18 protein-coding genes are annotated in these 25,476 nt (G+C 61.1%); 6 read left to right on the top strand and 12 right to left on the bottom strand.

What is annotated here, in order from left to right; translation table 11 throughout:
* Positions 1–3: 3 nt before the first annotated feature.
* The 4 genes from purH to htpX all read right to left on the bottom strand — a co-directional run bounded on the left by purH (position 4) and on the right by htpX (position 5,919).
* Complete coding sequence (gene purH, locus ACU5AY_RS17705) at positions 4–1,620, bottom strand: bifunctional phosphoribosylaminoimidazolecarboxamide formyltransferase/IMP cyclohydrolase (RefSeq protein ID WP_446827183.1); 1,617 nt, start codon at positions 1,618–1,620, stop codon at positions 4–6.
* 124 nt (positions 1,621–1,744) lie between these two features.
* The gene (locus ACU5AY_RS17700; protein WP_446827182.1) at positions 1,745–3,421 is read right to left on the bottom strand and encodes a heparinase II/III family protein; all 1,677 of its coding nucleotides are present in this window, start codon (positions 3,419–3,421) and stop codon (positions 1,745–1,747) included.
* Between the two features lie 138 nt (positions 3,422–3,559).
* Positions 3,560–4,966: an RsmB/NOP family class I SAM-dependent RNA methyltransferase gene (locus ACU5AY_RS17695; RefSeq protein WP_446827181.1), complete on the bottom strand. Its 1,407-nt coding sequence runs from the start codon at positions 4,964–4,966 to the stop codon at positions 3,560–3,562.
* Positions 4,957–5,919: a zinc metalloprotease HtpX gene (gene htpX / locus ACU5AY_RS17690; protein ID WP_446822383.1), complete on the bottom strand. Its 963-nt coding sequence runs from the start codon at positions 5,917–5,919 to the stop codon at positions 4,957–4,959. Before htpX ends, ACU5AY_RS17695 begins: the two co-directional genes overlap by 10 nt.
* A 127-nt stretch (positions 5,920–6,046) precedes the next feature.
* On the opposite strand from htpX, the gene ACU5AY_RS17685 reads away from it, so the two are divergent.
* On the top strand, positions 6,047–6,268 hold the full coding sequence (locus tag ACU5AY_RS17685; protein WP_446822382.1) for a DUF1674 domain-containing protein: 222 nt from the start codon (positions 6,047–6,049) through the stop codon (positions 6,266–6,268).
* Between the two features lie 79 nt (positions 6,269–6,347).
* Here ACU5AY_RS17685 and ACU5AY_RS17680 read toward each other — a convergent pair whose 3' ends face one another.
* Positions 6,348–8,669 (bottom strand): methyl-accepting chemotaxis protein, encoded by a 2,322-nt coding sequence (locus ACU5AY_RS17680; RefSeq protein ID WP_446827180.1) that lies wholly within the window; start codon positions 8,667–8,669, stop codon positions 6,348–6,350.
* 853 nt (positions 8,670–9,522) lie between these two features.
* On the opposite strand from ACU5AY_RS17680, the gene ACU5AY_RS17675 reads away from it, so the two are divergent.
* The gene (locus ACU5AY_RS17675) at positions 9,523–11,037 is read left to right on the top strand and encodes an aldehyde dehydrogenase (NADP(+)) (RefSeq protein WP_446827179.1); all 1,515 of its coding nucleotides are present in this window, start codon (positions 9,523–9,525) and stop codon (positions 11,035–11,037) included.
* Positions 11,038–11,124: 87 nt separating this feature from the next.
* Here the strand turns inward: ACU5AY_RS17675 and acs are convergent, their stop codons facing one another.
* Positions 11,125–13,083 carry an acetate--CoA ligase gene (gene acs, locus ACU5AY_RS17670; protein WP_446822379.1) on the bottom strand — a complete coding sequence of 653 codons (1,959 nt, stop codon included), beginning with the start codon at positions 13,081–13,083 and terminating at the stop codon, positions 11,125–11,127.
* Between the two features lie 216 nt (positions 13,084–13,299).
* Between acs and ACU5AY_RS17665 the strand changes: the two genes are divergently transcribed.
* Positions 13,300–14,001: a DUF1013 domain-containing protein gene (locus ACU5AY_RS17665; protein ID WP_446822378.1), complete on the top strand. Its 702-nt coding sequence runs from the start codon at positions 13,300–13,302 to the stop codon at positions 13,999–14,001.
* 56 nt (positions 14,002–14,057) lie between these two features.
* On the opposite strand, the gene ACU5AY_RS17660 is transcribed toward ACU5AY_RS17665, so the two are convergent.
* Together ACU5AY_RS17660 and ACU5AY_RS17655 are read right to left on the bottom strand one after the other, a co-directional pair.
* On the bottom strand, positions 14,058–15,971 hold the full coding sequence (locus tag ACU5AY_RS17660; RefSeq protein WP_446827178.1) for a propionyl-CoA synthetase: 1,914 nt from the start codon (positions 15,969–15,971) through the stop codon (positions 14,058–14,060).
* A 140-nt stretch (positions 15,972–16,111) separates the two neighbouring features.
* Positions 16,112–16,771 carry a YggS family pyridoxal phosphate-dependent enzyme gene (locus ACU5AY_RS17655; RefSeq protein ID WP_446827177.1) on the bottom strand — a complete coding sequence of 220 codons (660 nt, stop codon included), beginning with the start codon at positions 16,769–16,771 and terminating at the stop codon, positions 16,112–16,114.
* A 193-nt stretch (positions 16,772–16,964) separates the two neighbouring features.
* Here ACU5AY_RS17655 and leuS point away from each other — a divergent pair, with 193 nt between their 5' ends.
* Genes leuS through holA form a run of 3 tightly spaced genes read left to right on the top strand, consistent with a single transcriptional unit; the run spans position 16,965 to position 21,159 of the window.
* On the top strand, positions 16,965–19,595 hold the full coding sequence (leuS, locus tag ACU5AY_RS17650; RefSeq protein ID WP_446827176.1) for a leucine--tRNA ligase: 2,631 nt from the start codon (positions 16,965–16,967) through the stop codon (positions 19,593–19,595).
* Positions 19,585–20,115 carry an LPS assembly lipoprotein LptE gene (gene lptE / locus ACU5AY_RS17645; RefSeq protein ID WP_446827175.1) on the top strand — a complete coding sequence of 177 codons (531 nt, stop codon included), beginning with the start codon at positions 19,585–19,587 and terminating at the stop codon, positions 20,113–20,115. The genes leuS and lptE overlap by 11 nt, the downstream gene beginning before the upstream one ends.
* 3 nt (positions 20,116–20,118) lie before the next feature.
* Positions 20,119–21,159 carry a DNA polymerase III subunit delta gene (gene holA / locus ACU5AY_RS17640; RefSeq protein WP_446827174.1) on the top strand — a complete coding sequence of 347 codons (1,041 nt, stop codon included), beginning with the start codon at positions 20,119–20,121 and terminating at the stop codon, positions 21,157–21,159.
* Positions 21,160–21,172: 13 nt separating this feature from the next.
* On the opposite strand, the gene ACU5AY_RS17635 is transcribed toward holA, so the two are convergent.
* From ACU5AY_RS17635 to mnmG, 4 genes are read right to left on the bottom strand one after another with little or no spacing between them, the layout of a single operon-like run.
* On the bottom strand, positions 21,173–22,054 hold the full coding sequence (locus ACU5AY_RS17635; protein ID WP_446827173.1) for a ParB/RepB/Spo0J family partition protein: 882 nt from the start codon (positions 22,052–22,054) through the stop codon (positions 21,173–21,175).
* 32 nt (positions 22,055–22,086) lie between these two features.
* A complete protein-coding gene (locus ACU5AY_RS17630) occupies positions 22,087–22,887 on the bottom strand; it encodes a ParA family protein (RefSeq protein WP_446822371.1) in 801 nt (266 codons plus the stop codon).
* Positions 22,888–22,904: 17 nt separating this feature from the next.
* Complete coding sequence (gene rsmG, locus ACU5AY_RS17625; protein WP_446827172.1) at positions 22,905–23,546, bottom strand: 16S rRNA (guanine(527)-N(7))-methyltransferase RsmG; 642 nt, start codon at positions 23,544–23,546, stop codon at positions 22,905–22,907.
* Positions 23,543–25,420, bottom strand: a complete 1,878-nt coding sequence (gene mnmG, locus ACU5AY_RS17620; protein WP_446827171.1) for a tRNA uridine-5-carboxymethylaminomethyl(34) synthesis enzyme MnmG — start codon at positions 25,418–25,420, stop codon at positions 23,543–23,545. The genes rsmG and mnmG overlap by 4 nt, the downstream gene beginning before the upstream one ends.
* Positions 25,421–25,476 lie beyond the last annotated feature (56 nt).

The raw sequence follows: 25,476 nt of genomic DNA, 5'->3' as shown, positions 1-25,476 counted from the left end.
CGCCTAGTGGCGGAAGTGGCGAACGCCGGTGAAGACCATCGCCACATTGTGTTCGTCGGCGGCGGCGATGACTTCCTCGTCGCGCATCGAGCCGCCCGGCTGGATGACGGCGGTGGCGCCGGCGGCAATGGCGGCCAGCAGGCCGTCCGCGAACGGATAAAAGGCCTCGGAGGCAACGGCCGCACCGCGGGTCAGCGGTGTTTCCAGGCCCATGGCCTTGGCAGCATCCTCGGCCTTCATGGCAGCGATACGGGCTGAATCGACACGGCTCATCTGGCCAGCGCCGATACCGGCGGTCTGTCCGTCCTTCGCATAGATCACCGCATTCGACTTCACATGCTTGGCGATCTTGAAGGCGAACTTCATGTCTTCAAGCTCCTGCGCGGTCGGCGCACGCTTCGTCACCACCTTGAGCTCAAGGTCCTCGACCATGACATTGTCGCGCGTCTGCACCAGCAGGCCGCCCGAAACGGTCTTGGCGGTCAGCGCCGGCGAGCGCGGATCGGGAAGCGTTCCCGTCGTCAGAAGCCGCAGGTTCTTCTTCTGGGCAATGATCGCCTTCGCCTCGTCGGTGACTTCCGGCGCGATGATGACTTCCGTGAAGAGCTTGACGATCTCCTCGGCGGTCTCGGCATCGAGCACCTGGTTTAGAGCGATGATGCCGCCGAATGCGGATACCGGATCGCAGGCGAGTGCCCGCGTATAGGCATCCTTCAGCGTCGGCCCAGTGGCAACGCCGCACGGGTTGGCATGCTTGATGATCGCGCAGGCCGGGCCGTTCTCAGCCGGGAATTCCGCGACCAGTTCGAAGGCGGCATCCGTGTCGTTGATATTGTTGTAGGAGAGCTGCTTGCCCTGCAGCAGCGTGGCCGTCGCGACGCCCGGACGGTTCTCGCCGGTGACGTAGAAGGCGGCGCTCTGGTGCGGGTTTTCGCCGTAACGCATCTCTTCCTTGAGTGCGCCGCCGATTACACGGTGGCGCGGCGCCTTGATATCGAGCGCTTCGGCAAACCAGTTGGAAATCGCCGCGTCATAGGCTGCCGTTCGGGCAAATGCCTTGGCAGCAAGGTTCTGGCGAAGCGCGTAGCCGGTCTCGAAGCCGTTCGCCTTCAGGGCGTCCGTCACCTCCGCATAATCCGCCGGATCGGTAACGATCGTCACATAGGCATGGTTCTTGGCAGAGGCGCGGATCATCGCCGGTCCGCCGATATCGATGTTCTCAACCGTGGTCGGGTAATCGCCGCCCGCCGCCCGCACACTTTCGAACGGATAGAGGTTGATGACGACGAGATCGATGGCGTCGATGCCGTGCTTGGCCATCGCAGCCTGGTGTTCCTCGTCGTCGCGGATCGCCAGCAGACCACCATGGACCTTCGGATGCAGCGTCTTGACCCGGCCACCCATGATTTCCGGAAAGCCTGTGACTTCCGAAACGTCGGTCACCGGCAGGCCGGCTTCGGCGATCGCCTTGTGCGTGCCGCCGGTCGACAGCAGCCTGACCCCGCCTTCGCTCAGCGTCCGGGCAAGTTCCACGATTCCGCTCTTGTCGGAGACGGAAAGCAGCGCGGTCTTGATCTTGACCTTGTCGGGCGCGGGGATTTTCTTCGAGATGACGGCCATGGTGTTCGAGCTCCGGTTTGCCCCGGACGGGGGAAATCGCCCGGGAAGGGCGGCGATCAGGGATAAGTCGCAGCCGCGTTACCATAGCTTGGTGAAAGATAAAACCGGCGATCTCTGCCGAATCCTAGCGAATCCGGCTAATTTCCCAACGGATTTCCGGCGTCTGGCCGAGATCGAAGCCGATTTCGATCTGCTCGGTGCCGCGAATGCCGGTGGTATCGGCGAAATAGATGCTCTCGGCCAGCACGATGTCATTGCCGAAGGAATAGAACCGCCAGGTCTCTCCATTCGGCGCATTCAGCAGCACCGTATCCGCCGACTTCTGCTCGGCCACGATCGCCGGGTGAATGTGGAAGCGCGCAACCGCATAATGGCCTTCCTGCGGATCGATCGGGCCACCTTCCGGCGGAAAGAACCGGTCGCGTCCGCCAATGGCCGTTCCCTCGGCATTCATCATCAGCTCGCGGCCGCAGAGCAGCCCGAACGACGGCAGGTAACCGTCATGGACCGCAGCGAGGCTGTCATGGCCGGCCTTGGTCTGCTTGCGCTCGACCTCCACCGACGTGACACCGTTCAGGAAGATCGGACCGAGATAGTCGGAATGCGAGAATTCCGCATGCGAGCTGTCGTTGAGGGTCACCGCGCTATGCGCTGCCGTCATCCTTGCCGCCTGCTGCAGGTCTTCCTGCGGCAGTTCCGGACGCCCGGCATTGACGATGTAGCGATAGCCGCCCGACGACATTTCAAACGACAGGCAGCCGGCATGCGCCTCCCTGGAAAGGTCGGGAGACTGCGGATGGCCGGTGTCGACGATCACCGTGGTCGCGCCGCCCGCCATACGATGAAACCCCATATGCGGCAGCGCCTTGAACGGCTGTCCGGCCGTTTCGTCATAGCGCAGCACCGACACGAGTTCGTTGGCCGGCGTCACCGTGGCACCGTTGAAGAGCGCGAGTTCGCCGTTCTGGTGGCGGAAGAAGCGGAGCGCCGGATAGATGCGGTCGATCGCCGGGATCAGCTTCGACGGCACTTCCAGGCCGAGATTGAGATAGGTCTGGCGAAGCGGCAGGAGATCAATCAGCAGATCGAGCGTCGCCCGCGGATTGCGCGAAATATGGCCGCCGTCGGCAAGAATCTGGCGTTCAAGTTCGCGGTCGAGATCCCGGCTCGCCCTTGCCACCACCCGTCCCCGAATTGGAACGCAGATCGACATCATCGCCAGCGCGATCTTTACCAGCAGGCGGTTCTCCCCGTCGGGCACCGTCTTCGATATTGCCTGGAGAAAGGTGATCTGCGCGTTCAGCGCCTTCATGAAGCGCTTGTAGAAGCCCTGCTCCGCGCCCTGAAGAATGACCGGCGAATGCGACAACCACGCCGTCACCCGGCGGGCGACGACCTCGTCGCGCCAGGCGGGGCCGGACTTGTAGCGGCCGTTGGCGGCTATCCAGTCATCGATGATGCGCCGCACATTGGCACAGGCCTCGTCGCTACGGTCAGCCCTAACATGCCGCAGCCAGGAAAAGGACTGCAGCTGAACGGCAAATCCTTCGGAAGGCAACGGCTGACGGAACGGCGACTTGCCGCCGGCATCGAAAAGATAGCCTGCCAGGGCGAATCGCCCGTTCAGGACCTCGTTTCCGGCAAAGGAATCGATCGCCCTCAGGTCCGTCGGTGCCACAAGCAGACGGTCGCCGGTCGGCCCGCTGCCGCCCAACATCCGTCCGAGCAAAGCCCACCGCCGACGGGCCCTGCGGAGGGTCTCGCGTCCATACAGTTGAAGCTTGTGACGTCGATCCGACATCCTACCGGTCAATTCCAAAGTCTCCGCATAGTCCTAAGCGATCGCGCCACGGAGGAGTCACGTGGCCTTGGTGGGGCTCAAAACGATTCGCGCCTCATCAATATCAGCAGAGTATTGGAAAAGAAATAACAGGTTATCTCAAGAGCGCCGCTTGAGAATACACGCAAAAAAGCCGTCCAGTCCGAAGGCGTTACCTTCGGCACTGACCTGCATATCGGGAGTAGTTCTGATCTCTCCTTTACCAGAAATCAGATATGCAAAATCGGGCCAATCTTGGGCCTGAATCGGCACGCGCTCCAAGCCGTTTATTTCACTCAATATTTTCTCGATCATCGCCTCTCCCTCGGCCTTGTCGAGCGAGCAGTTGGAAAAAACGATGGTGCCGCCGACCCGAATCAGCCCGGCGGCATGCCGTAGCAGTCGCTGCTGCACGCCCGCAAGCTTCTCGATGTCGGCCTCAGTCTTCGTCCAGAAGACATCCGGATGCCGCCTTGCCGTTCCCGTCGAGGAGCAAGGCGCATCGAGGAGCACGGCATCGAAGAGCGCCTCAGGCTGGTAATCGGCTGCGTCTGCCTCGACGAGCTCGGCGCGGAGGCCAAGGCGCTCCAGATTGGAGCGAAGCCGGGCCAGCCGGCTGCGGGATTTTTCGATCGCGGTAACTTCGGCGCCGGCGAGGACTAGCTGTGCGGTCTTGCCGCCCGGCGCCGCGCAGAGATCCGCCACGCGCTGGCCACGTATGTCCCCGAACAGCCGCGCGGGAATGCTGGCCGCAGCATCCTGCACCCACCATTCTCCCTCGGCAAACCCGGGGAGATCGGGAATGAAGCCGGCTGCCGCACCCAGACGCACGCTGCCGGTCACCAGCACCTGGCCGCCAAGCCGCTCCGCCCAGCCGGCAGGGTCCGATTTCACCGTCAGGTCGATCGCAGCCGGCTGATTATGGGATTCGGCGATTTTTTGCGCCGTCTCCTTGCCGTAATCGGCAACCAGCCTTTCCATGAACCATTCCGGAATCACCGAAATGGACGCAGTCTCTCGCAGGATGTCCGGCTTCCTGCGCGACATGTTGCGCAGGACGGCATTGGCAAGCTTCGCGAAACGTCGGCTGCGAGGGTCACGGGTCGCGAGTTCGACGGCGATATCCACCGCCGAATGGTCCGGAATATCGAGATAGAGGATCTGAGCAGCCCCGACGGCCAGCAGGTGGTAGAGCGAACGCGCACCCTCGGGCAGCGGATTATCGATGAGCATGGACAGTGCCGCATCGATCCGCGGCAGATGGCGAAGCGCCGTCGTCAGGATAGCCCTGACCAGTGCCTGGTCGGCGGCGCTGAGCGCCTTGTAGGCGGGATTGCCGCCCTCGGCATCCAGCATGCCGTCTAGTGAAGTCTTGCGGTCGACGACCGCGCCGAGCAACTTGGCCGCGGCAGCGCGTGCTTCAAGGCCAGGCTTCTGCTCCCGCTCGACAGCCGCCTTACCGGCCTCGCCGCCGGTATTGTTGCGCCTGTTCTGTTTTTTCCTGCTTACGCGTTCATTCAAGACCACGGACCTTTCGGCGGTTGATTGTCACCGCGTCCCCATCCCGCAGCAGGAACCGAGCGCGCCTTGCGGGTCGGCTTAGCAGGGGCGACAGTCTCCGTCGAGTGGTTCATCTCACCGCTCGCTGCCATCTGTTGCAGCGCCGCGATCCGGTTTTCCGTATTCGGGTGGGTCGAGAAGAGATTGTCCATCCGCTCCCCGGAGAGCGGATTGATGATGAACATGTGCGCGGTTGCCGGGTTGCGCTCCGCGTCCATGTTCGGTGTCGTCTCGGCCGCTCCGGCGATCTTTGCCAGCGCCGAGGCGAGCCAAAGCGGATTACCGCAGATTTCGGCACCACGCCGGTCCGCCTCGTATTCACGCGTCCGGCTGATTGCCATCTGCACCAGCATCGCCGCCAGCGGCGCGACGATCATGGCGACGAGCACACCGACAAAACCGAAGGGATTGTTGCTGTCCCGCCGATCACCGAAGAAGAAGGCGAAGTTCCCGAGCATGGATATCGCACCGGCAAGAGTCGCGGTGATCGTCATCGTCAGGGTGTCGCGATGCTGGACGTGCGCCAACTCGTGCGCCATGACGGCGGAAACTTCCTCCGGAGACAACCTGTTGAGCAGGCCGGTGGATGCGGCGACAGCCGCATTCTCGGGATTGCGGCCGGTGGCAAAGGCGTTCGGTTGCGGGCTTTCGTAGAGATAGACCTTCGGCATCGGAAGCCCGGCATTCTGCGACAGCCGGCGAATGATGGCATGGAACTCAGGCGCATTGGCCTCGTCGATCTCTTGCGCATGGTAAGCGGAGAGCACCATCCGGTCGGAATTCCAGTAGGAGAAGAAATTCATGCCTGCCGCAATCACCAGCGCGATCAGCATGCCGCTCTGGCCGCCGATCAGGTAGCCCACGCCCATGAACAGCGCCGTCATGAACGCCAGCAACATTGCAGTCCTAACGAGGTTCATTGTCCTGTCTCCTGTCCTTCCATTGGCATGAGAACGCATTGGCCTATAATATGGTTCATCGATGAAGTGGCGATCGCCCCGGGCGATATCAATATGCCAGTCAATTACGAAGCGGTAAGAAAAGACGATGGAAGAGAAAAATTCGCCAGACCTGGCAAACGACAACAGTGACGCCGGAGATCGGAAGCCTGACCTGCCCCCGGCGGCCTTGAGGGCGCTGAAGGAAGCCGAGGAACGACGGAAGGCCGCGGAGAAAGCCGCCATGCCGCGAGAGATCGGCGGGCGCGGCGGTCCCGACCCGGCACGTTTCGGTGACTGGGAAATCAAGGGCCGGGCCATCGATTTCTGACAACGCACCGCTTCGGGCCAGACATGAAAAAGGCGGCGCCATCAGGCGCCGCCTTTGTTGCGTGCAGTGCTATCCTGGATCAGAACTCTTCCCAGTCGTCCTGGGAGAGCGCAGTATTTCCGGAAACCGCCGGCATGCGCCGGACAGGTGCCTTCACTTCGCTGCGCGCCGGCTGGCTGATCGGCGGAGTGAAGCGTGTCGCGGCGGAATGCGCAGCGCTGCCGCCGGTGCGGAAGCGGGCGACCAGCGACTGCAGCACCTTGGCCTCATCGTTCAGCGCAGCGCTAGCCGCGGTCGTTTCTTCCACCATCGCGGCGTTCTGTTGCGTGACCTGATCCATCTGGTTGACGGCAGCGTTGATCTCCTTGAGGCCGACGGCCTGCTCGGAGGCGGAGCCGGAAATCTGCTGGATCAGGCCGTTGATCTGTAGAACCTGCTGGGCAATGTTTTCCAGCGCACGGCCGGTCTTGCCGACGAGATCCACGCCTTCGCCGACCTGCGTTTCCGAGGCATTGATCAGTGCCTTGATCTCCTTGGCCGCATTGGCCGAACGCTGGGCGAGCTCGCGCACTTCCTGCGCGACCACGGCAAAGCCCTTGCCCGCCTCGCCGGCACGAGCTGCCTCGACACCTGCGTTCAACGCCAGAAGGTTGGTCTGGAACGCGATCTCGTCGATCACGCCGATGATGCGGCTCACCTCCTGCGAGGACTGCTCGATGCCGTGCATGGCGGCAATTGCCTTCTGCACGATCTCGCCAGACTTGCCGGCATCGGCATTCGCCTTGTCGACGGAACTTGCCGCATGTCGTGCGTTCTCGGCACTGGAATTGACCTGCGAGGTCAGCTGGTCGAGCGCTGCGGCGGTTTCTTCCAGGCTGGCAGCCTGCTTTTCCGTCCGCTGCGAGAGGTCATTGGCGCTTTGCGAGATCTCGTGCGTGCCGTTGCCAATGCTGCTGACCGAACCCGAGAGCGTCTGGATGGTTTCCTCGAGGCTCTCGACCGTCGAATTGAAGTCTGCCTTGAGCTTCGCGTAATCGCCTGGGAAATCGCCTTGCAGGCGGTAGGTCAGGTTGCCGGCAGCAAGCTGCGACAGACCATCGGCCAGACGCGAGACAACGTCCTGCTGGATCGCCGCCGCGGCGTTACGCTCCTGTTCCGCCTTGGCCTTTTCGGCTTCGGTCAGCTGGCGCTGCTCGTTGGCCACGCCTTCGAGCCGCACGGCATCCGCCAGCTTGTGCCGGAAACCTTCCAGCGCACTGGCGACAGCGCCGGTTTCATCCGCCCGGTCCTGTCCGGACACCGGCGTGGTGTAGTCACCGCGGCTGAGATTGGCGACATCGCTGACCAGGCTCGCCATCGGCTTCTGCACGAAGCGGCGGACAGCGAGATAGAGGCCGCCGAGTGCGGCGAGAAGAACGACGAGACCACCGGCGATCATCAACTTGGTCTGTGCGTCGACCTGCTCGGCGACGACAGCGCTTGGAATATCGACCAGGACGACCCAACGTGCATTCACGCCAGGAAGATCGAAAGGATAGATGAGCCGGCTGTAGCTCTCGCCATCGGCATCGGCGATGTTGTCGATCTCACCCGGCTTGGCGTCGGAAAGGGCTGCCTTCATCAGTTCCGGATTCTGCCCGTCGAACTCCTTCATCATCGCGTCCGAGGTCGGGCCGACCAGCCATTTCAGATCCTGGGACAGAAGCATGACCCGGCCCGTGCCGAACGGCTTCATGGCGCCGAGCTTCTGCGAAAGGGAGGCGAGCGAAATATCGGCGCCTGAGACGCCGATCAGCTTGCCGCCGGACATTACCGGATAGGCGATCGAGCTCATGATCGTCGGGACGTCGGTTCCTTCGGCCAGGTAGGGCTTGGTGATCGCGCCTTTGAGGCTCTTGGCCGCGGCGGCGTACCATTCCGCATTGTAGTCCACGGCAAAGGTGCCGAACTGGATGTTGCCGTTTCGGTCTTTCGACCAGTAAGGCGAAAATGCTCCATCCGCATTGCCGCCGAACTCAGTCTTGCCCTTGAACTCGGCCTGCTGACCGTCAAATGCGTTCGGCGCTTCCGCCATCCAGCTGCCGAAGGCAAACGGGTTCTGCTCCAGGTTAGCTCTGAGAATATCGATCGTACCCTTGCGGTCGAGGAGCTTGCCGGCATGCGTATGGCCGATGATGCCTGCCATCGAGCGGGCAGCGCTGGAAATCTCGCCGACATCCGCGGCAATGCTCATCGCGATCGCCTTCGCTTCGGCCTGCGCCTGGTCAAGAGCAAGATGCTGCACCCGGTCGCCGGTCTGCGAAATGAGGAAGAAGTTCGAAATGAGAAGAAGGAGAGCAATTGTCGATCCCGTCACAAGGATCAGTTTTGCGGCAATGGACCGCTGGGCAAAATTCCGCATGGAGCCTCTCGCATTGAAATCATGGCCGCGCGTGGGGAACGCGCGCCGGCATATGGCATCATTGATTGAAAGCGCCCCTTCATGGAGCTAGACAGCGGCGCGCAGGCCGGCAGATGACCCAGGGAGATCATCATCGACGCTCAGTCTTACGCATTTTCGATTAATAAAATTTGAAGCGATTCCCGGGCCTGCCGGGTGGTCCGGCATTGCGAGCGGGATTTTGCCCATGGGAAACGGTCGCCGTGTCTGGACATGGAATTGGGCAAGGACCAAATTTATAGCGCCGGCCCATGATTCGCCCCTTTTTCCCTGCCTCGATAGCTGGGCAATGCCCGGGGGCAGTCATTCGTCGGCATGCACAGGCCGAAATCCTTAAGGCAGAACGCCTCATGCCGGATCGCTGTATCCGGCGCGGACAATGAATGTCCGGGATTCCGAACCTGTCTTCGAGCCGGCTTGCCGGTTCTGCCGGACGGTTGTTCCTTGCCAGGCGACCGTCCGGTTTCTGTCCTAGACAGCATTCCTTTCGCAAAGCTGGAATGATGACGGTGGCGGGACCAGTTTCACCACTTCCCACGAGCCGCGCGGCCATCCACGTCGGTCACAGGCAACGACCAGACCGGCTCCGTCCCTGATCGACAGCCAAAGCTCCGCACATCCGGCCCCGACCGTCAAAATCCGGCGCTGCCTGCTTTTTTTTATGGGCGACAGAACTATTTGTGCTAGTTCATTGCCGCAAACAGCAGACCAGTTCGCTTAGACATCTTCACCCGGGCGCACCTTCGTCAGTGATGCTCGAAGATCAAACAACGACTTGTCCCAACAGCATCTCGCGCCTGAGAGGAGGGTATCCATGACTTTCAAACCGCACGGCAAACACCTTATCGCCGGAGAATGGGTCGCAAGCGACACGACGTTCGACTCCTCGCCTGCCCACGGCCCCAGCCATACATTCTCGGCCGGCACACCGGCTCAGGTCGACAAGGCCGCCAAGGCCGCTGAAGAGGCATTCTGGAGCTTCGGCTATTCAAGCCGTGCCGAACGGGCAGCCTTCCTCAACAAGTTCGCCGACGAGATCGAGGCCCGTGCCGAGGCGATCACCGAGATTGGCAGCCAGGAAACGGGGCTCCCCGAGGCACGCCTTCAGGGCGAGCGCGGCCGCACCACGGGCCAGCTGCGCCTGTTCGCCAGCCATATCGAAAAGGGCGACTATCTCGACCGCCGCCACGATGCGGCGCTCCCGGATCGCCAGCCCCTGCCGCGCCCGGAACTGCGGATGATGCAGCGCCCGATCGGCCCGGTCGCCGTCTTCGGCGCGTCCAACTTCCCGCTCGCCTTCTCCGTTGCCGGTGGCGACACGGCAGCGGCACTCGCCGCCGGTTGCCCGGTCGTGGTCAAGGGCCATTCCGCCCATCCCGGCACCGGCGAGATCGTTGCCGAAGCCGGCCTGGCCGCCGTCAAGGCCAGTGGCATCCATCCGGGTGTCTTCTCGATGATACAGGGCGGCAGCCGCGAAGTCGGCCAGTCGCTCGTCCAGCATCCGTTGATCAAGGCCGTCGGCTTCACCGGCAGCCTCGGTGGTGGTCGCGCGCTCTTCGATCTCTGCGCATCGCGTCCGGAACCGATCCCCTTCTTCGGCGAACTGGGTTCGGTCAACCCGATGTTCATCCTGCCGGAAGCACTTTCGGCGCGCGGCAGCGCAATTGCCAAGGGCTGGGTCGGATCGCTGACCATGGGCGCCGGCCAGTTCTGCACCAATCCCGGCATCGCCGTGCTGGTAAAGGGACCGCAGGCGGACGCCTTCATCGCGGACGCCAAGGAAGGTCTTGCTGCCGTCGCACCGCAGACCATGCTGACCGACGGCATCGCCGAAGCCTACCGAAACGGCGCCCGTCGTATCGAGGGCAACACGGCTGTCCAGTCGCTTTTGACCTCCATGTGCAACAACCGCGATGCCGCACCGTATCTTTTCCAGACGGATGCAAAGTCCTGGCTGGAAAACCATGAGCTCGGCGAAGAAGTGTTCGGCCCGCTCGGCCTCATCGTCCTCGCCGACTCGACGGAGGACATGCTGGTGATTGCCCGCAAGCTCGAAGGCCAGCTGACCACGACACTGCATCTCGACTCAGGCGACAGCGAATTCGCCCGCAAGCTGCTGCCGATCCTGGAGCGCAAGGCCGGCCGTGTCCTGGCCAACGGCTTCCCGACCGGTGTCGAAGTCTGCGATTCGATGGTCCATGGCGGTCCGTACCCGGCGTCTACGAACTTCGGCGCCACCTCGGTCGGCACTCTGTCGATCCGCCGCTTCCTGCGCCCGGTCTGCTACCAGAACATCCCGGCCGACATCCTGCCGGCAGATTTCAGCTGATCCCCGATCGCTTCGTAAGCCAAGTCAAACAAAAGCCCTCCCGCGGAAACGTGGGAGGGCTTTTTCATTGAGCATTTAACTGCAGCGTCAGGCGGCCGCGGCCTTGTTCTGCCGGTTGGCAATCAGATCGTCGACAACGCCGGGATCGGCCAATGTCGACGTATCGCCGAGCGCGCCGAAATCGTCCTCGGCGATCTTACGCAGGATGCGGCGCATGATCTTGCCCGAACGGGTCTTCGGCAGCCCTGGCGCGAACTGGATCTTGTCCGGAGAGGCGATCGGTCCGATTTCGCTGCGGACATGCTTGATCAGGTCCGCCTTGAGTGCGTCGGACGGGTCTTCGCCGGACATCAGCGTGACATAGCAATAGATGCCCTGTCCCTTGACCGGATGCGGATAGCCGACGACGGCGGCTTCCGACACCTTGTGATGCGAAACCAGCGCCGATTCCACTTCAGCCGTGCCCAGACGGTGGCCTGAAACGTTGAGCACGTCGTCGACGCGGCCGGTGATCCAGTAATAGCCGTCCTCGTCACGGCGGCAGCCGTCGCCCGTGAAGTACTTGCCCTTGTAGGTCGAGAAATACGTCTGGATGAAGCGATGGTGGTCCCCGTAGACCGAACGTGCCTGTCCCGGCCAGCTGTCGGCAATGCAGAGATTGCCGTCCGTCGCTCCTTCGAGCAGGTTGCCTTCATTGTCGACCAGCTCCGGCTTGATGCCGAAGAAGGGACGCGTCGCGGACCCCGGCTTGGTGTCTGTCGCGCCCGGCAGCGGCGTGATCATGATACCGCCGGTTTCCGTCTGCCACCAGGTGTCGACGATCGGGCAGCGTTCGTCACCGACAACGCGGTGATACCACTCCCAGGCTTCCGGATTGATCGGCTCGCCAACGGAGCCGAGCAGCCGCAGCGTCGAGCGGTCGGACCGCTTGACGAATTCGTCGCCGGCGCCCATCAGCGAGCGGATGGCAGTCGGCGCCGTGTAGAAGATGTTGACCTTGTGCTTGTCGACGATTTCCCAGAAGCGGCCGGCATCCGGGAAGGTCGGCACGCCCTCGAACATCAGCGTCGTCGCACAGTTAGAAAGCGGCCCGTAGACGATGTAGGAATGCCCGGTGACCCAGCCGACGTCGGCTGTGCACCAGTAGATGTCCCCGTCGTGATAGTCGAAGACATATTCATGCGTCATCGAGGCGTAGACAAGGTAGCCGCCCGTGGTATGCAGCACGCCCTTCGGCTTGCCGGTCGAGCCGGACGTATAGAGAATGAAGAGCGGATCCTCCGCCTTCATCTTTGCCGGCGGGCAGTCGGCCTTAACGGTGTGGATTTCCTCGTGATACCAGATATCACGGCCAGGTGCCCAGCCGACCTTGCCGCCGGTGCGGCGGACGACGAGCACCTTGTTGACGATGACATACTGCTTGGCAGCGATGTCAATTGCGGTATCGGTGTTCTCCTTGAGAGCAATCGGCTTGCGGCCACGCAGGCCCTCGTCGCAGGTGATGATAAAGGTCGACTCACAGTCGACCAGACGACCGGCAAGCGCTTCAGGAGAGAAGCCGGCGAAGACCACCGAGTGAATGGCGCCGATGCGGGCACAGGCCAGCATCGCATAGGCCGCTTCCGGAATCATCGGCATATAGATCGTGACGCGGTCACCCTTCTTCACGCCGTGCTTCTTCAGAACGTTCGCCATGCGGCAGACGTGCTCGTAAAGCTCGTTATAGGTGATCTTCTTGTCGATATAGGGGTTATCACCCTCCCAGATGATGGCGGTACGATCGCCATGCGTCTTCAGGTGACGGTCGATGCAGTTATAGGAGACATTGGTAATGCCGTCCTCGAACCACTTGATCGGCACCTTGCCCTTGAACGAGGTGTTCTTCACCTTTGTATAGGGCTTGAACCAGTCGATCCGGCGCCCGTGCTTGTCCCAGAACTTCTCGGGCTCCTCAATGCTTTCCTGGTACCACTTCTGATAGCGGTCGTTATCGATCAGCGCGCGATCCTTGACCGCCTTCGTAACCGGATAGGTTTTCACCGACATAATCTCCTCCCGTGTGCATGACAGGACGTCCTCCCGTCCCACTTGTTCTGGCAAGATAAGAACTGAAATAAACAAGGCAATCAAGCGTCAGCAATTCGCATTCGAAAGAATTGCATTTATGACACATTGCGTTTATAGAAGGCGCGAAAATCCCGGAAATTGTGGTTTGACCCACGGCCCGCGCCCCCGGAGCGGACGGACAGAAGGACTTTATCTATGGCTCAACAACTGCTGATGCCGAAGGCGACCGCCGTCTGGCTCGTTGACAACACATCCCTGTCATTCGAACAGATTGCCCAGTTCTGCAAACTGCATCCTCTGGAAGTGAAAGCCATTGCCGACGGTGAATCCGCACAGGGCATCAAGGGACTCGATCCGATCTCGACCGGCCAGCTCTCCCGCGACGAAATAGCGCGGGCTGAAAAAGACACCGCCTACAAGCTGAAGCTCGCCGAACCGAAGGTCCGGGTTCCGGAATCGAAGCGCCGCGGCCCGCGCTATACACCGGTTTCCAAGCGCCAGGATCGCCCGAACGCCATCCTCTGGCTCGTCCGCAACCATCCGGAACTGAAGGACGCGCAGATTTCGCGCCTGGTCGGCACCACCAAGTCGACAATCGAGCAGATCCGTGACCGCTCGCACTGGAATTCCGCCAACCTGACACCGATGGACCCGGTAACGCTTGGCCTCTGCAGCCAGATCGATCTCGACATGGAAGTCGAGAAGGCATCGAAGGGCCGGCCGCTGCCGACCGCCGCCGAAATGGGTGCGACACTCGAATCCGCGCGCGAGACCGAAAACTTCTCTTCGAACTATGCCGAGGAAGAGGAAAAGGAAATCGACGCAGACGCCGTCTTCGCCAAGCTCAAGTCGCTGAAGTCGGACACGGTCGAGGACGACGAAGACGATTTCCGCTGATTTCAGCACGGACGATCATTCAGACGATAAAAGGCCCCTCACGGGGCCTTTTTCATTCATGCGGCATGCTGCGCCGAGTGAGACCGGATCGCTTCGGTGATTTCGTCAAGCACCGCCGGGTCCTCGATCGTCGCCGGCATCGTCCACGGCATGCCATCGGCGATCTTCTGCATGGTGCCCCTTAGGATCTTCCCCGATCGCGTCTTCGGCAACCGCTTGACCTGGATCGCCATCTTGAAGGCGGCAACCGGGCCGATTTCCTCGCGGATGAGGGCGACGATCTCGCGCTCCAGCTCCTTGGGGTCGCGATCGACGCCATTGTTGAGCACAAGGAAGCCGCAAGGCACCTGGCCCTTGATCGGATCGGCAATGCCGATCACCGCGCATTCGGCGACATCCGCATGCATGGCGCAGACTTCCTCCATCGCCCCGGTCGACAGGCGGTGCCCAGCGACATTCACGATGTCATCGGTGCGCGACATGATGAAAATGTAGCCGTCCTCGTCGAGATAACCGGCATCCGACGTCTTGTAATAGCCAGGAAATTCGTCGAGGCAGGAGCTGTGGAAGCGCTCATCCGCATTCCAGAACGTCGGCAGGCAACCGGGTGGCAGCGGCAGCTTGACCACGACATTGCCGAGAGTGCCGTTCGGCACCGGGTGACCGGCATCGTCGAGCACCTGCAGATCGTAGCCGGGCATGGCGACCGCCGGTGATCCGTGCTTGACCGGCAGCAGGTCGAGCCCGATCGGGTTGCCAGCCATGGGCCAGCCGGTTTCCGTCTGCCACCAATGGTCGATGACGGGCACCTTGAGCTTCTCTTCCGCCCATTTGAGCGTGTCCGGATCCGCCCGTTCGCCGGCGAGGAACAGCGCCCGCAGGCCCGGCATCGGGTTTTCGGCGATGAAGTCGCCGTTCGGATCCTCCTTGCGGATGGCCCGGAAAGCCGTCGGCGCCGTGAACAGCACCCTGACATTGTGCTTGTTGATCACCCGCCAGAAGACCCCGGCGTCCGGCGTGCCGATCGGCTTGCCCTCGAACAGGATCGTGGCATTGCCGTTCAGGAGCGGTGCATAGACGATGTAGGAATGTCCGACCACCCAGCCGATGTCCGAGGCGGCCCAGTAGGCCTCACCCGGTGAAACACCGTAGATGTTTCGCATGGACCACATCAGCGCCACCATGTGCCCGCCATTGTCACGCACGACACCTTTCGGCTGTCCGGTCGTTCCCGAGGTATAGAGGACGTAAAGGGGATCCGTCGCATCGACCGGCTCGCAATCGACGCGGGCGCCCTTTTCCAGCGCGACCTCGATCAGGGCGCGGAGATCATGGTCACGACCGTCCAGGAGATCGGCCTCCAGCTCCGGACGCTGGACAATCAGGCAATGGTCGGGCTTGACCTTCGAAATTTCGATCGCGTGATCGAGCAGCGGCTTGTAAGGCACCGTCCGGTTCGGCTCCAGCCCGCAGCTCGCCGATATGACGATCCGTGCTCCACTGTCCTCGATGCGTTTGGCCAGTTCATGGGCCGCAAACCCGCCGAACACGACAGAGTGCACGGCGCCGATCCTCGCACAGGCCAGCATGGCGAAGACGGCTTCCGGGATCATCGGCATGTAGATGATCACCCGGTCACCCTTGCCGACGCCGAAATCCTTCAGAACGCTGGCGCAGGCGTTCACCGATTCGAACAGCTGTTGGTAAGTATAGACGCGATCCCGCCCGGTGATGGCGCTCTCATAGATCAGCGCCGCCTGCTCGCCGTTGCCGGCAATGACGTGCCTGTCGATGCAATTGTAGCAGGTGTTGGTGATGCCGCCGGGAAACCACCGGCCATAGGTGCCCATCGCCGGATCGAAGATCGTCTGCGGAAAGACCGACCAGTCAATCGCTTGCGCCGCACTTTTCCAGAAGCCAAAGGGATCGGCCTGCCATCCGGCATAGGCCGCCTTGTAGTTGTCTGCCATGTTCTCCTCCCATTACACATGCATTCGCATGTGCTCCTCACGGGAAAAGATAGGAAAATCCGAATCAATTCGAAAGCGCTAAAACGCAGGAACGCGGGTGCATCCGCGATAAAAATTAAAAGGTTTGACGAAAGTCAGTTTCAACGCTCGCCGAAGATCGCCGACCCCACCCGAACGCTCGTCGCACCGAACTCGACGGCGGTCTGATAGTCGCCGGACATGCCCATGGAAAGCTTTGAAAGGCCCGCTTCGCCAGCCAGCTTCTGCAGCAGCGCGAAGTGCGGACCGGGGTTTTCCCCGGCCGGCGGAATACACATCAGGCCCTCGATGGGAAGTTTCAGCTCGTTGCGGCAGAAGTCGACGAAGGCAACCGCGTCATCGGGCGCAATTCCCGCCTTCTGCGGCTCGAGCCCCGTATTGACCTGGACATAGAGGCGAAGCGTCCGGTCCTGGCGCTCGATTTCCGCAGCAAGCGCCCGGGCGATCTTCTCCCGATCCACAGTCTCGATCACATCGAACAGAGCCACAGCGTCCGCCGCCTTGTTGGACTGCAGCGGCCCGATCAGGTGCAATTCGATGCCACCGGTCTCCTGCTTCAGCTCCGGCCATTTCGACTGTGCTTCCTGGACACGGTTTTCGCCAAAGACCCGCTGGCCGGCAGCAATCGCCAGCCTGATGGTGTCGGCATCAAATGTTTTCGATACCGCGACCAGTGTCACACTGTCCTCGGCCCGCCCCGCGCGCTTTGCGGTTCCGGCGATATTGTTGAGAACTTCAGCGAGACGATCTGCGAGAACCATTGTCATTGCGTCCTTTTGCACCATGTATCGCCAAGTAGCCTTCCAGACCTTCATTGCCAAGCCGACGCCGGCAAATTTTGCCCGCAGCGCGGCGCTTTTGCCTTGCGCCCGCCGCCGCCGAACTTGACGCTCCAGCGGTTTCGTGGTGAAGGTCAGCCCCAATTCTCCCTGATTTCCGGAATTCTGAAAGACCATGGCCAACGAACGATATAATCCGCGTGACGCCGAGCCCCGCTGGCAGAAAAAGTGGACCGAAGACAAGGTCTTCGAGACCGACAACGGCGATTCCCGCGAAAAATATTACGTATTGGAGATGTTCCCCTACCCGTCCGGGCGCATCCACATGGGCCATGTCCGCAACTATGCAATGGGCGACGTGGTGGCACGCTACAAGCGCGCCCGCGGCTACAACGTTCTGCACCCGATGGGCTGGGACGCCTTCGGCATGCCTGCCGAAAATGCCGCCATGAAAAACAAGGTCCATCCCAAGGAATGGACCTACGAGAACATCGCCACCATGCGTGGCCAGCTGAAATCCATGGGCCTGTCCCTCGACTGGTCGCGGGAATTCGCGACCTGCGACGTCGAATACTACCAGCGCCAGCAGCATCTGTTCCTGGACTTCCTCGAGCATGGCCTGGTCTATCGCCGCCAGTCGAAGGTCAACTGGGATCCGGAAGACCAGACGGTGCTTGCCAACGAACAGGTGATCGACGGTCGCGGCTGGCGCTCCGGCGCCCTGGTCGAGCAGCGCGAACTGACGCAGTGGTTCTTCAAGATCACCGATTTTTCGCAGGACCTGCTGGATTCGCTGGACACACTCGACCAGTGGCCGGAAAAAGTGCGCCTGATGCAGAAAAACTGGATCGGCCGCTCCGAGGGCATGACCGTCCGCTGGGAGATCGTCGGCGAAACTGCGCCCGACGGCATGAGCGAAGTGACAGTTTATACGACCAGGCCTGACACCCTGTTCGGCGCGTCCTTCCTGGCCATCGCCGCCGATCATCCGCTGGCCAAGGCCGCGGCCGAGAAAAATGCCGAGATTGCCGCTTTCTGCGAGGAATGCCGCCGGGCAGGGACGTCGTTGGCAGCGCTGGAAACAGCCGAAAAGAAGGGCATCGAAACCGGCATTCGCGTCCGGCATCCGCTGGACCCGAATTGGGAACTGCCGGTCTACGTGGCCAATTTCGTTTTGATGGAATACGGCACGGGCGCCATCTTCGGCTGCCCCTCCGGCGACCAGCGCGACCTGGATTTCGCCCGCAAGTATGGCCTGCCGGTCGTACCGGTCGTCATGCCGGCGGACGGCGATGCTGCAAGCTTTACGGTCGGTGACACGGCCTATGTCGACGACGGCGTCATGATCAATTCCCGTTTCCTGAACGGTATGACGACTTCGGACGCATTCCAGGCCGTTGCCGAAAAGCTCTCCAGCCAGTCTCTCGGCAACCAGCCGCAAGGCGAGCGCAAGGTCAATTTCCGCCTGCGCGACTGGGGTATCTCCCGCCAGCGCTACTGGGGTTGCCCGATCCCGGTCATCCATTGCGACGATTGCGGTGTGGTGCCAGTGCCGAAGAAGGACCTGCCGGTCAAGCTTCCCGACGATGTGAGCTTCGATTTGCCCGGCAATCCGCTGGATCGCCATCCGACCTGGCGCCATGTGGCCTGCCCGGTTTGCGGCAAGGATGCGCGCCGCGAGACCGATACAATGGATACCTTCGTGGATTCGAGCTGGTATTACACCCGCTTCACCGCCCCGTGGGAAGACGCGCCGACAGATCCCGCCGTCGCCAACCGCTGGCTGCCGGTGGATCAGTACATCGGCGGGATCGAGCACGCGATCCTGCATCTTCTCTATTCGCGCTTCTTCACCCGGGCCATGAAGGCGACAGGCCATGTCGACCTGGATGAACCCTTCAAGGGTCTGTTCACGCAGGGCATGGTCGTGCACGAGACCTATAGCCGCGGCGAGGGTGCCGCCCGCGAATGGCTTTCTCCGGCCGATATTCGCATCGAGGAAACCGACGGCAACCGTCGGGCCGTCCTGATGTCCTCCGGCGAGGAAATCAAGATCGGCTCGATCGAGAAGATGTCGAAGTCGAAGAAGAACGTTGTCGATCCGGACGACATCATCGCCTCCTACGGCGCCGATACGGCCCGCTTCTTCGTCTTGTCGGATTCTCCGCCGGACCGCGACGTGATTTGGTCCGAAGCCGGCGTCGAAGGCGCGCATCGTTTTGTGCAACGTGTCTGGCGCATCATCTCGGAAACGGTCGATCTGCTGCGATCTGTTGAGGCGAATCCGGCTAAGGAAGGTGCTTTCCTTGCAGTTTCGCAGGCAGCGCACAAGACGCTGAAGGCGGTGCAGGGCGACTACGACAAGCTCGCATTCAACAAGGCCGTCGCCCGCATCTACGAACTCGTCAACGCCATGGCAGGACCTTTTGCTGCGCTGGCCAAAGGCGAGGGAAGCGACGAGGACAAGGCGGCTGCACGCGACGCAGTGGAGCTTCTCATCCACATGATCGCCCCGATGACGCCGCATCTGGCCGAGGAATGCTGGTCGGCTCTCGGCAATGAGACATTGATTTCGGAAACCGGCTGGCCGGCTTATGACGAGGCTCTGGTCGCCGACAACGAAATCGTGCTGCCCATTCAGGTCAATGGCAAGAAGAGAGCGGAATTGACAATCGCGCGCGATGCCGATCAAGATGCCGTCAAGGAAGCCGTTCTGGCCCTCGAGCAGGTCCAGCATCACCTGAACGGTCAGCCGCCGAAGAAGATCATCGTGGTGCCGCAAAGGATCGTCAACATTGTCGTATAAGTCGAAATCCAGCATCCTTCGCCGGCTTGTCGTTGCCGCAACGCTTGGCCTCGCTCTGACATCGGCCGGCTGCCAGGTCCAGCCGCTTTATTCCCAGCAAGGCAAGGTGCCGGCGGAACTCGCATCCGTCGGCATATCGCAAGCAGGCGATCGTGTCGGGCTCGAAGTTCGCAACCGATTGATCTTCCTAATGTCCGGTGGCGCCGGCGAGCCTGCGAATCCGGCTTACGAGTTGAATCTCAAGATCAACACGAAGAGCCAGGGCGTTCTCATTGACAGTTCTTCGGATACGGCCAACGCCGGACGCGTCGTCGTGACAGGTGACTACACCTTGACCAGACTCTCCGACGGCGAAGTCTTGCGTGCCGCAAGCCGGAAGGCGACCGCTCTCGTCGATTACTCGTCACAGGAATTTGCCAAGATCCGTGCGGGACGCGACGCCGAGAATCGCGCGGCCAAGGAACTGGCCGAAATGATCCGTGCGGATCTGCTGGTGACGCTCTCGCAGCAGCCCATGTAGCCGATGACGGAAATCAAGGCATTCGAGTTTGATCGCCTGATCCAGAGGGGTCCGCTTGAATCACGGGTTTTTCTGATCTTTGGGCCTGACGGCGGTTTGGTAAGCGAAAGAGCCGAAGAGATTGCCCGCAAGACCGGGGTGGCCCTCGACGATCCGTTTTCTCTCGTACGCCTTGATGTTAGCGACCTGCAGGGCGACAGCGGCCGTCTTCTGGACGAGGTCAACTCCATCGGCCTGTTCGGCGGCGAGCGGCTGATCTGGATACGCGGCGGCTCCGGCGAGAAGCAACTTTCCGGGCCGCTGCAGATCCTGGCGGAAACGCCACCGGAAGCCTGCTTCGTCGTCATCGAGCAGAGCGACCTGAAAAAGACATCATCGCTGCGCAAGACCGCGGCCGGTAGCCGGCACATTCTCTCCATTCCCTGCTACAGTGACGATGCGAGGGCCGTCAGCGGGCTCATAGACGAGGTTTTGGGAGCGCATGGCCTCCGCATCGCTCCGAACGCCCGATCGCTGCTGACGACGCTTCTCGGCGGCGACAGGCGCGCATCGCGTGGCGAACTCGAGAAACTCTGCCTCTATTGCCGCCAGGACGGCATGATCGAGGAGCATCATATCCGTGAAATCATCGGCGATGCCAGCGCGATCTCCGCCGACGATGCGGTCGACGCGGTTCTTGCCGGCAATACCGAGAGCTTCTTGGCAGCCATTGAGAAGATCGCCACTTCGAAAACGCCGATGTTTCTCGTCCTGCAAAGCTGCCTCAGGACGTTCCAGCTCATGGACCTGATGCGGGGAGAGATGGAAGGCGATAATGCGCCACTCGCCAAGGTCATGCAGAACCGCGGGCGTCATCTCCACTTCCGGCGCAAACCGATCATCGAACGCGCGCTCGCGGCCTGGACTTCAGCAGATATCGGTCGGGAAACAAACCGGATCAACGCCGCGATCCTGCAGTCGCGTCAGCGGCCGGCGCTCGAAGACAGCATCGCCCGGCAAACACTGCTTTCAACAGCCCTGCAAGCCAAACGCCGGCTCAGATAAACGTTAGAGGGTATTAACGCCTCTCCAGCAGCCGGCAGATTTCCTCAAGTTGTTCCAGGCTCTTGTACGCGATGCGCACCTGGCCGCTCTCACCCTTGTGGTTGATCGTGACATCAAGGCCAAGCGTGTCGCTGAGCGTGCGCTCGAGCGCGAGCGTGTCGGAATCCTTTGGCGCCTGAACAGACGATGAGGAAACAGGTCCGGGCCCGCGAATATCCTTCTGGGCGAGCTTTTCGGCATCACGAACGGACATGCCTTTCGCAACGATCGCCTTCGCCAGGGTCTCAGGATCAGACGTGGAGACCAAGGCGCGGGCATGACCGGCGGAAAGACTGCCCGCGGCAACCATGTCACGCACCGGTTCGGGCAGCTTCAGCAGCCGAAGGCTGTTGGCCACGTGGCTCCGGCTCTTGCCGATGATTTCACCCAGATTGTTCTGCGTGTAGCCGTGATCGGCGATCAACTGCTCGTATCCCAGGGCTTCTTCCAGCGGATTGAGATCGGCGCGCTGGACGTTCTCGACAATTGCGATCTCCAGGGCCGTGCGATCGTCCACATCACGGATGATGACCGGAATTTCGACGAAGCCGGCCAGCTGCGCTGCCCGCCAGCGCCGTTCGCCGGCGATGATCTCGTAATTGTTCTCGCCGATCGTGCGCACCACAACCGGTTGCACGATGCCATGCTGACGGATGGAGGAGGCGAGATCCTGCAACTCCTCGTCATCGAAATAGCGGCGCGGATTGCGTGGATTGCGCGCGATGAACTCGATCGGGATCATCCGGTCGGGATTCACCGTCTTTGCCGGCTGCGCCGTCGTCAGCGGCTGGTCCATCTCTCCGATCAGGGCGGCGAGACCCCGGCCCAGCCGGCGTTTCGATACGTCATCATTCATGTCAGCGCTCACTTACATAAAACCTTGCGACCTCAGGCGGCCGCCTTCCTTTGCCTCTCCCTCTGGATCACCTCCGACGCCAGCTGCAGATAGGCCTGGCTGCCGGCGCATTTCAGATCATAGAGAATGGCAGGCTTGCCATAGGAGGGAGCCTCCGAGACCCGCACATTGCGCGGGATGAGGGTGTGATAGACCTTGTCACCCAGATGGGTTCGAACATCGTTTACCACCTGCTGCGCAAGATTATTGCGCGAATCGAACATCGTAAGCACGATTCCCTGGATATCGAGCAGCGGATTAAGGCTTTGGCGCACTTCATTGACCGTTTCGAGTAGCTGGCTCAAGCCTTCCAGTGCGAAGAATTCGCACTGCAGCGGAACGAGGACCGAGTGTGCTGCCGCCATGGCATTGATCGTCAGCAGATTGAACGAGGGTGGACAATCCACCAGGATATAGGAGTATTCCAGCGCTTCCTCACCGGAAATGGCGCGCCGCAGCCGGAAAGCGCGGTCGGACGCCTGCCCGATTTCCATCTCGATGCCGAGCAGGTCCATGGTCGACGGGATGATGTAGAGGTTGGGAACAACCGTCTTCAGAACCGTCTGGGAGACGCTATGCGTGCCCATGAGCAGGTCGAAGGACGAATGCGCGCGATCTTTCCGGCCGATGCCAAGCCCGGTGCTGGCATTGCCCTGCGGGTCCAGATCGATGATCAGGACGCGCTCGCCGATTGCCGCCAGAGCCGTGGCAAGATTGATGGCCGTCGTCGTCTTACCGACCCCACCCTTCTGGTTAGCCACTGTAATTACGCGATTTTTCTTTGTGCCAATCATGCCGCTGAACCCAATATCTACGCGCTGGTACGCCGTCTAAGGCCGCTGATCTCGAGAACAACCGAATCCGTCTCGATTTTGCTTTGATGTTGTACCAGATCGAATTCCCAGCGACCACGCGCTTTGTCGATTTCCGCCGCGTAATCCCGGCCTTTGTGGAAGAAAGCCTTCAGCTTGGCATTCCTCAAAGTCCAAGGCTCCGCATAGGCAAACAGAAGCTCGAGCTCCGCCAGCGCCCGGGCCGACAGGGCATCGCACCGATCAATTACCGCCGGCGCATCCTCGATCCGGACCGGGTGAACGGACCCCCGTCCTCCCGTCTCCCGCAAGGCGGCCCGCAGGAAAGCGCATTTTTTCTGATTGCTTTCAACCAGATGAACCCAGCCAGAACCTCGCTCGGCCAAGAGGATCGCGCTGATGATACCGGGAAATCCGCCGCCACTGCCAAGATCGATCCAGGTATCGGCATCAGGGCACAAGGGCTGAATCTGCAGACTATCCGCGATATGCCGGCGCCACAGTTCCGCCACCGTCGAAGGCGCAACCAGGTTGATGGATTTTGCCCACTTCTGGAAGAGATCTGCAAAGACGCTTAGCCGCTCCTGCGTTTCACGTGAAACTTCCCGGCCGATATCCGGGATCGGATGCAACGACGTCATGCCACTCTCTCGTTTTCATTGGCAGGGCCCAACTTCCGTACCCACGCGATCAGAAGCGACACTGCCGCGGGCGTCATGCCATCCACCTTCACAGCTTGGGCAATGTTCGCGGGCCGGGCAGCCTGCAGCTTTTGCCGCAACTCAATGGAAAGACCGGGAAGCGAGGAATAATCGAAGTCTTCGGGAATCTGGCGGCTTTCCTCCCGCCGCACATCGGCAATATCGGATGCCTGCCGCTGAAGGTAAACCGCATAGGCCGCCTCGATCTCGAGGGCCTCCCGCAGCTTGCCTCTAATACCCTGCAACTCCGGCCAGACCTGGGAAAGGGATTCGATCGACTGTTCCGGATAGGAAAGCAACTCGTAGGCCGACCGCCTATGGCCGTCCTGGTTGAGCTTCAAACCCTTGGCACTCCCCTCGGACGGCGTCACAGACAGATCCATCAACTGCGCCCGTGCGGCATCCAGCTGCTTGATATAACTGGAAAATCTCACGCGCCGCGCTGTGCCTACACAGCCTATATCGATACCCAGCTGCGTCAGCCGAACATCGGCATTGTCCGCACGAAGGGACAGCCTATACTCGGCCCGCGAGGTGAACATGCGATAAGGCTCGGTAATGCCACGACTGGTCAGGTCGTCAATCATTACGCCTATGTAACTATTGGTGCGGCTGAAAACATGGGTTTCGGCTCCCGACGCTAGCAGAGCAGCGTTCAGACCAGCCACAAGGCCTTGTGCGCCAGCCTCTTCATAACCCGTGGTGCCGTTGATCTGCCCCGCAAAGAAGAGACCACTTACATTACGGACTTCCAGGCTGGGCCGCAATTCCCGTGGATCAATGTGATCATATTCAATGGCATATCCAGGCTGAAGAATTCTGACCGGCTCCAAGCCGGGAATCGAACGAATGAAGGATTCCTGCACATCAAGCGGCAATGACGTCGAGATACCGTTCGGATAGACCGTCTGATCGTCGAGACCTTCCGGTTCCAGAAAGATCTGATGACCGTCCCGATCGCCAAAGCGGACGATCTTGTCCTCGATAGAAGGACAATAGCGCGGGCCGACGCCTTCGATCTGCCCGGAATACATGGCGGACCGTCCGATATTGTCGCGGATGATCCGATGAGTTTCCTCAGTCGTACGGGTCACACCGCATTCGATTTGCCGATTACTGATCGAGTCCGTCATGAAAGAAAAAGGTACCGGCTCTTCATCCGCAGCCTGGCGATCAACGGAGGACCAATCGATCGTATTTCCATCCAGTCTGGCTGGTGTACCGGTCTTGAGGCGTCCGAGCCGCAATCCAAAACTCTTCAACGTCTCAGAAACTCCCAGGGAAGGGGCCTCGCCCATACGACCGGCAGGGGTCTTGCTGTCGCCGATATGTATCAGGCCCCGAAGGAAGGTTCCCGTAGTCAGCACCACTGAACGACAGTCAAAGGAACGACCATCGGACGTGACGACGCCGGCAATTCCGCCCTCATCCAGTCTCAGATCGTACACGTCCCCTTCGATCACTTCGAGGCCGTCGACCGCCCCGATCGCGTCCTGCATCGCCAATCGGTAGAGCTTCCTGTCCGCTTGCGTCCTGGGGCCGCGTACGGCCGGTCCTTTCTTCCGGTTCAACATCCGGAACTGAATACCCGCCGCATCGGCAACCCGGCCCATCAAACCGTCTAACGCGTCGATTTCGCGAACGAGATGCCCCTTGCCCAGCCCGCCGATTGCCGGATTGCAGGACATCACACCGATCGTATCGCGACGATGTGTCACCAACGCGGTGCTTGCGCCCATGCGCGCAGCAGCCGCAGCGGCCTCGCAGCCGGCATGACCTCCACCAATCACTATCACGTCGAACCGAGTCTTCATTTCATCGCCCTATCCAGCAGCGCTTCGGTTTGCCTCAGAATGCACAAATGTCAATA

This window comes from Rhizobium sp. PAMB 3174, assembly GCF_052908375.1.
Note: the sequence above shows the minus strand (reverse complement) of the source record. Positions and strands in the feature narration are given on the sequence as shown.

Excerpts from the sequence above, each read along its gene's own strand:
- purH (WP_446827183.1), bottom strand. The coding sequence starts at position 1,620 with ATGGCCGTCATCTCGAAGAAAATCCCCGCGCCCGACAAGGTCAAGATC.
- ACU5AY_RS17700 (WP_446827182.1), bottom strand. The coding sequence starts at position 3,421 with ATGTCGGATCGACGTCACAAGCTTCAACTGTATGGACGCGAGACCCTC.
- htpX (WP_446822383.1), bottom strand. The coding sequence starts at position 5,919 with ATGAACCTCGTTAGGACTGCAATGTTGCTGGCGTTCATGACGGCGCTG.
- ACU5AY_RS17685 (WP_446822382.1), top strand. The coding sequence starts at position 6,047 with ATGGAAGAGAAAAATTCGCCAGACCTGGCAAACGACAACAGTGACGCC.
- ACU5AY_RS17680 (WP_446827180.1), bottom strand. The coding sequence starts at position 8,669 with ATGCGGAATTTTGCCCAGCGGTCCATTGCCGCAAAACTGATCCTTGTG.
- ACU5AY_RS17675 (WP_446827179.1), top strand. The coding sequence starts at position 9,523 with ATGACTTTCAAACCGCACGGCAAACACCTTATCGCCGGAGAATGGGTC.
- acs (WP_446822379.1), bottom strand. The coding sequence starts at position 13,083 with ATGTCGGTGAAAACCTATCCGGTTACGAAGGCGGTCAAGGATCGCGCG.
- ACU5AY_RS17665 (WP_446822378.1), top strand. The coding sequence starts at position 13,300 with ATGGCTCAACAACTGCTGATGCCGAAGGCGACCGCCGTCTGGCTCGTT.
- ACU5AY_RS17660 (WP_446827178.1), bottom strand. The coding sequence starts at position 15,971 with ATGGCAGACAACTACAAGGCGGCCTATGCCGGATGGCAGGCCGATCCC.
- ACU5AY_RS17655 (WP_446827177.1), bottom strand. The coding sequence starts at position 16,771 with ATGGTTCTCGCAGATCGTCTCGCTGAAGTTCTCAACAATATCGCCGGA.
- leuS (WP_446827176.1), top strand. The coding sequence starts at position 16,965 with ATGGCCAACGAACGATATAATCCGCGTGACGCCGAGCCCCGCTGGCAG.
- holA (WP_446827174.1), top strand. The coding sequence starts at position 20,119 with ATGACGGAAATCAAGGCATTCGAGTTTGATCGCCTGATCCAGAGGGGT.
- ACU5AY_RS17635 (WP_446827173.1), bottom strand. The coding sequence starts at position 22,054 with ATGAATGATGACGTATCGAAACGCCGGCTGGGCCGGGGTCTCGCCGCC.
- ACU5AY_RS17630 (WP_446822371.1), bottom strand. The coding sequence starts at position 22,887 with ATGATTGGCACAAAGAAAAATCGCGTAATTACAGTGGCTAACCAGAAG.
- rsmG (WP_446827172.1), bottom strand. The coding sequence starts at position 23,546 with ATGACGTCGTTGCATCCGATCCCGGATATCGGCCGGGAAGTTTCACGT.
- mnmG (WP_446827171.1), bottom strand. The coding sequence starts at position 25,420 with ATGAAGACTCGGTTCGACGTGATAGTGATTGGTGGAGGTCATGCCGGC.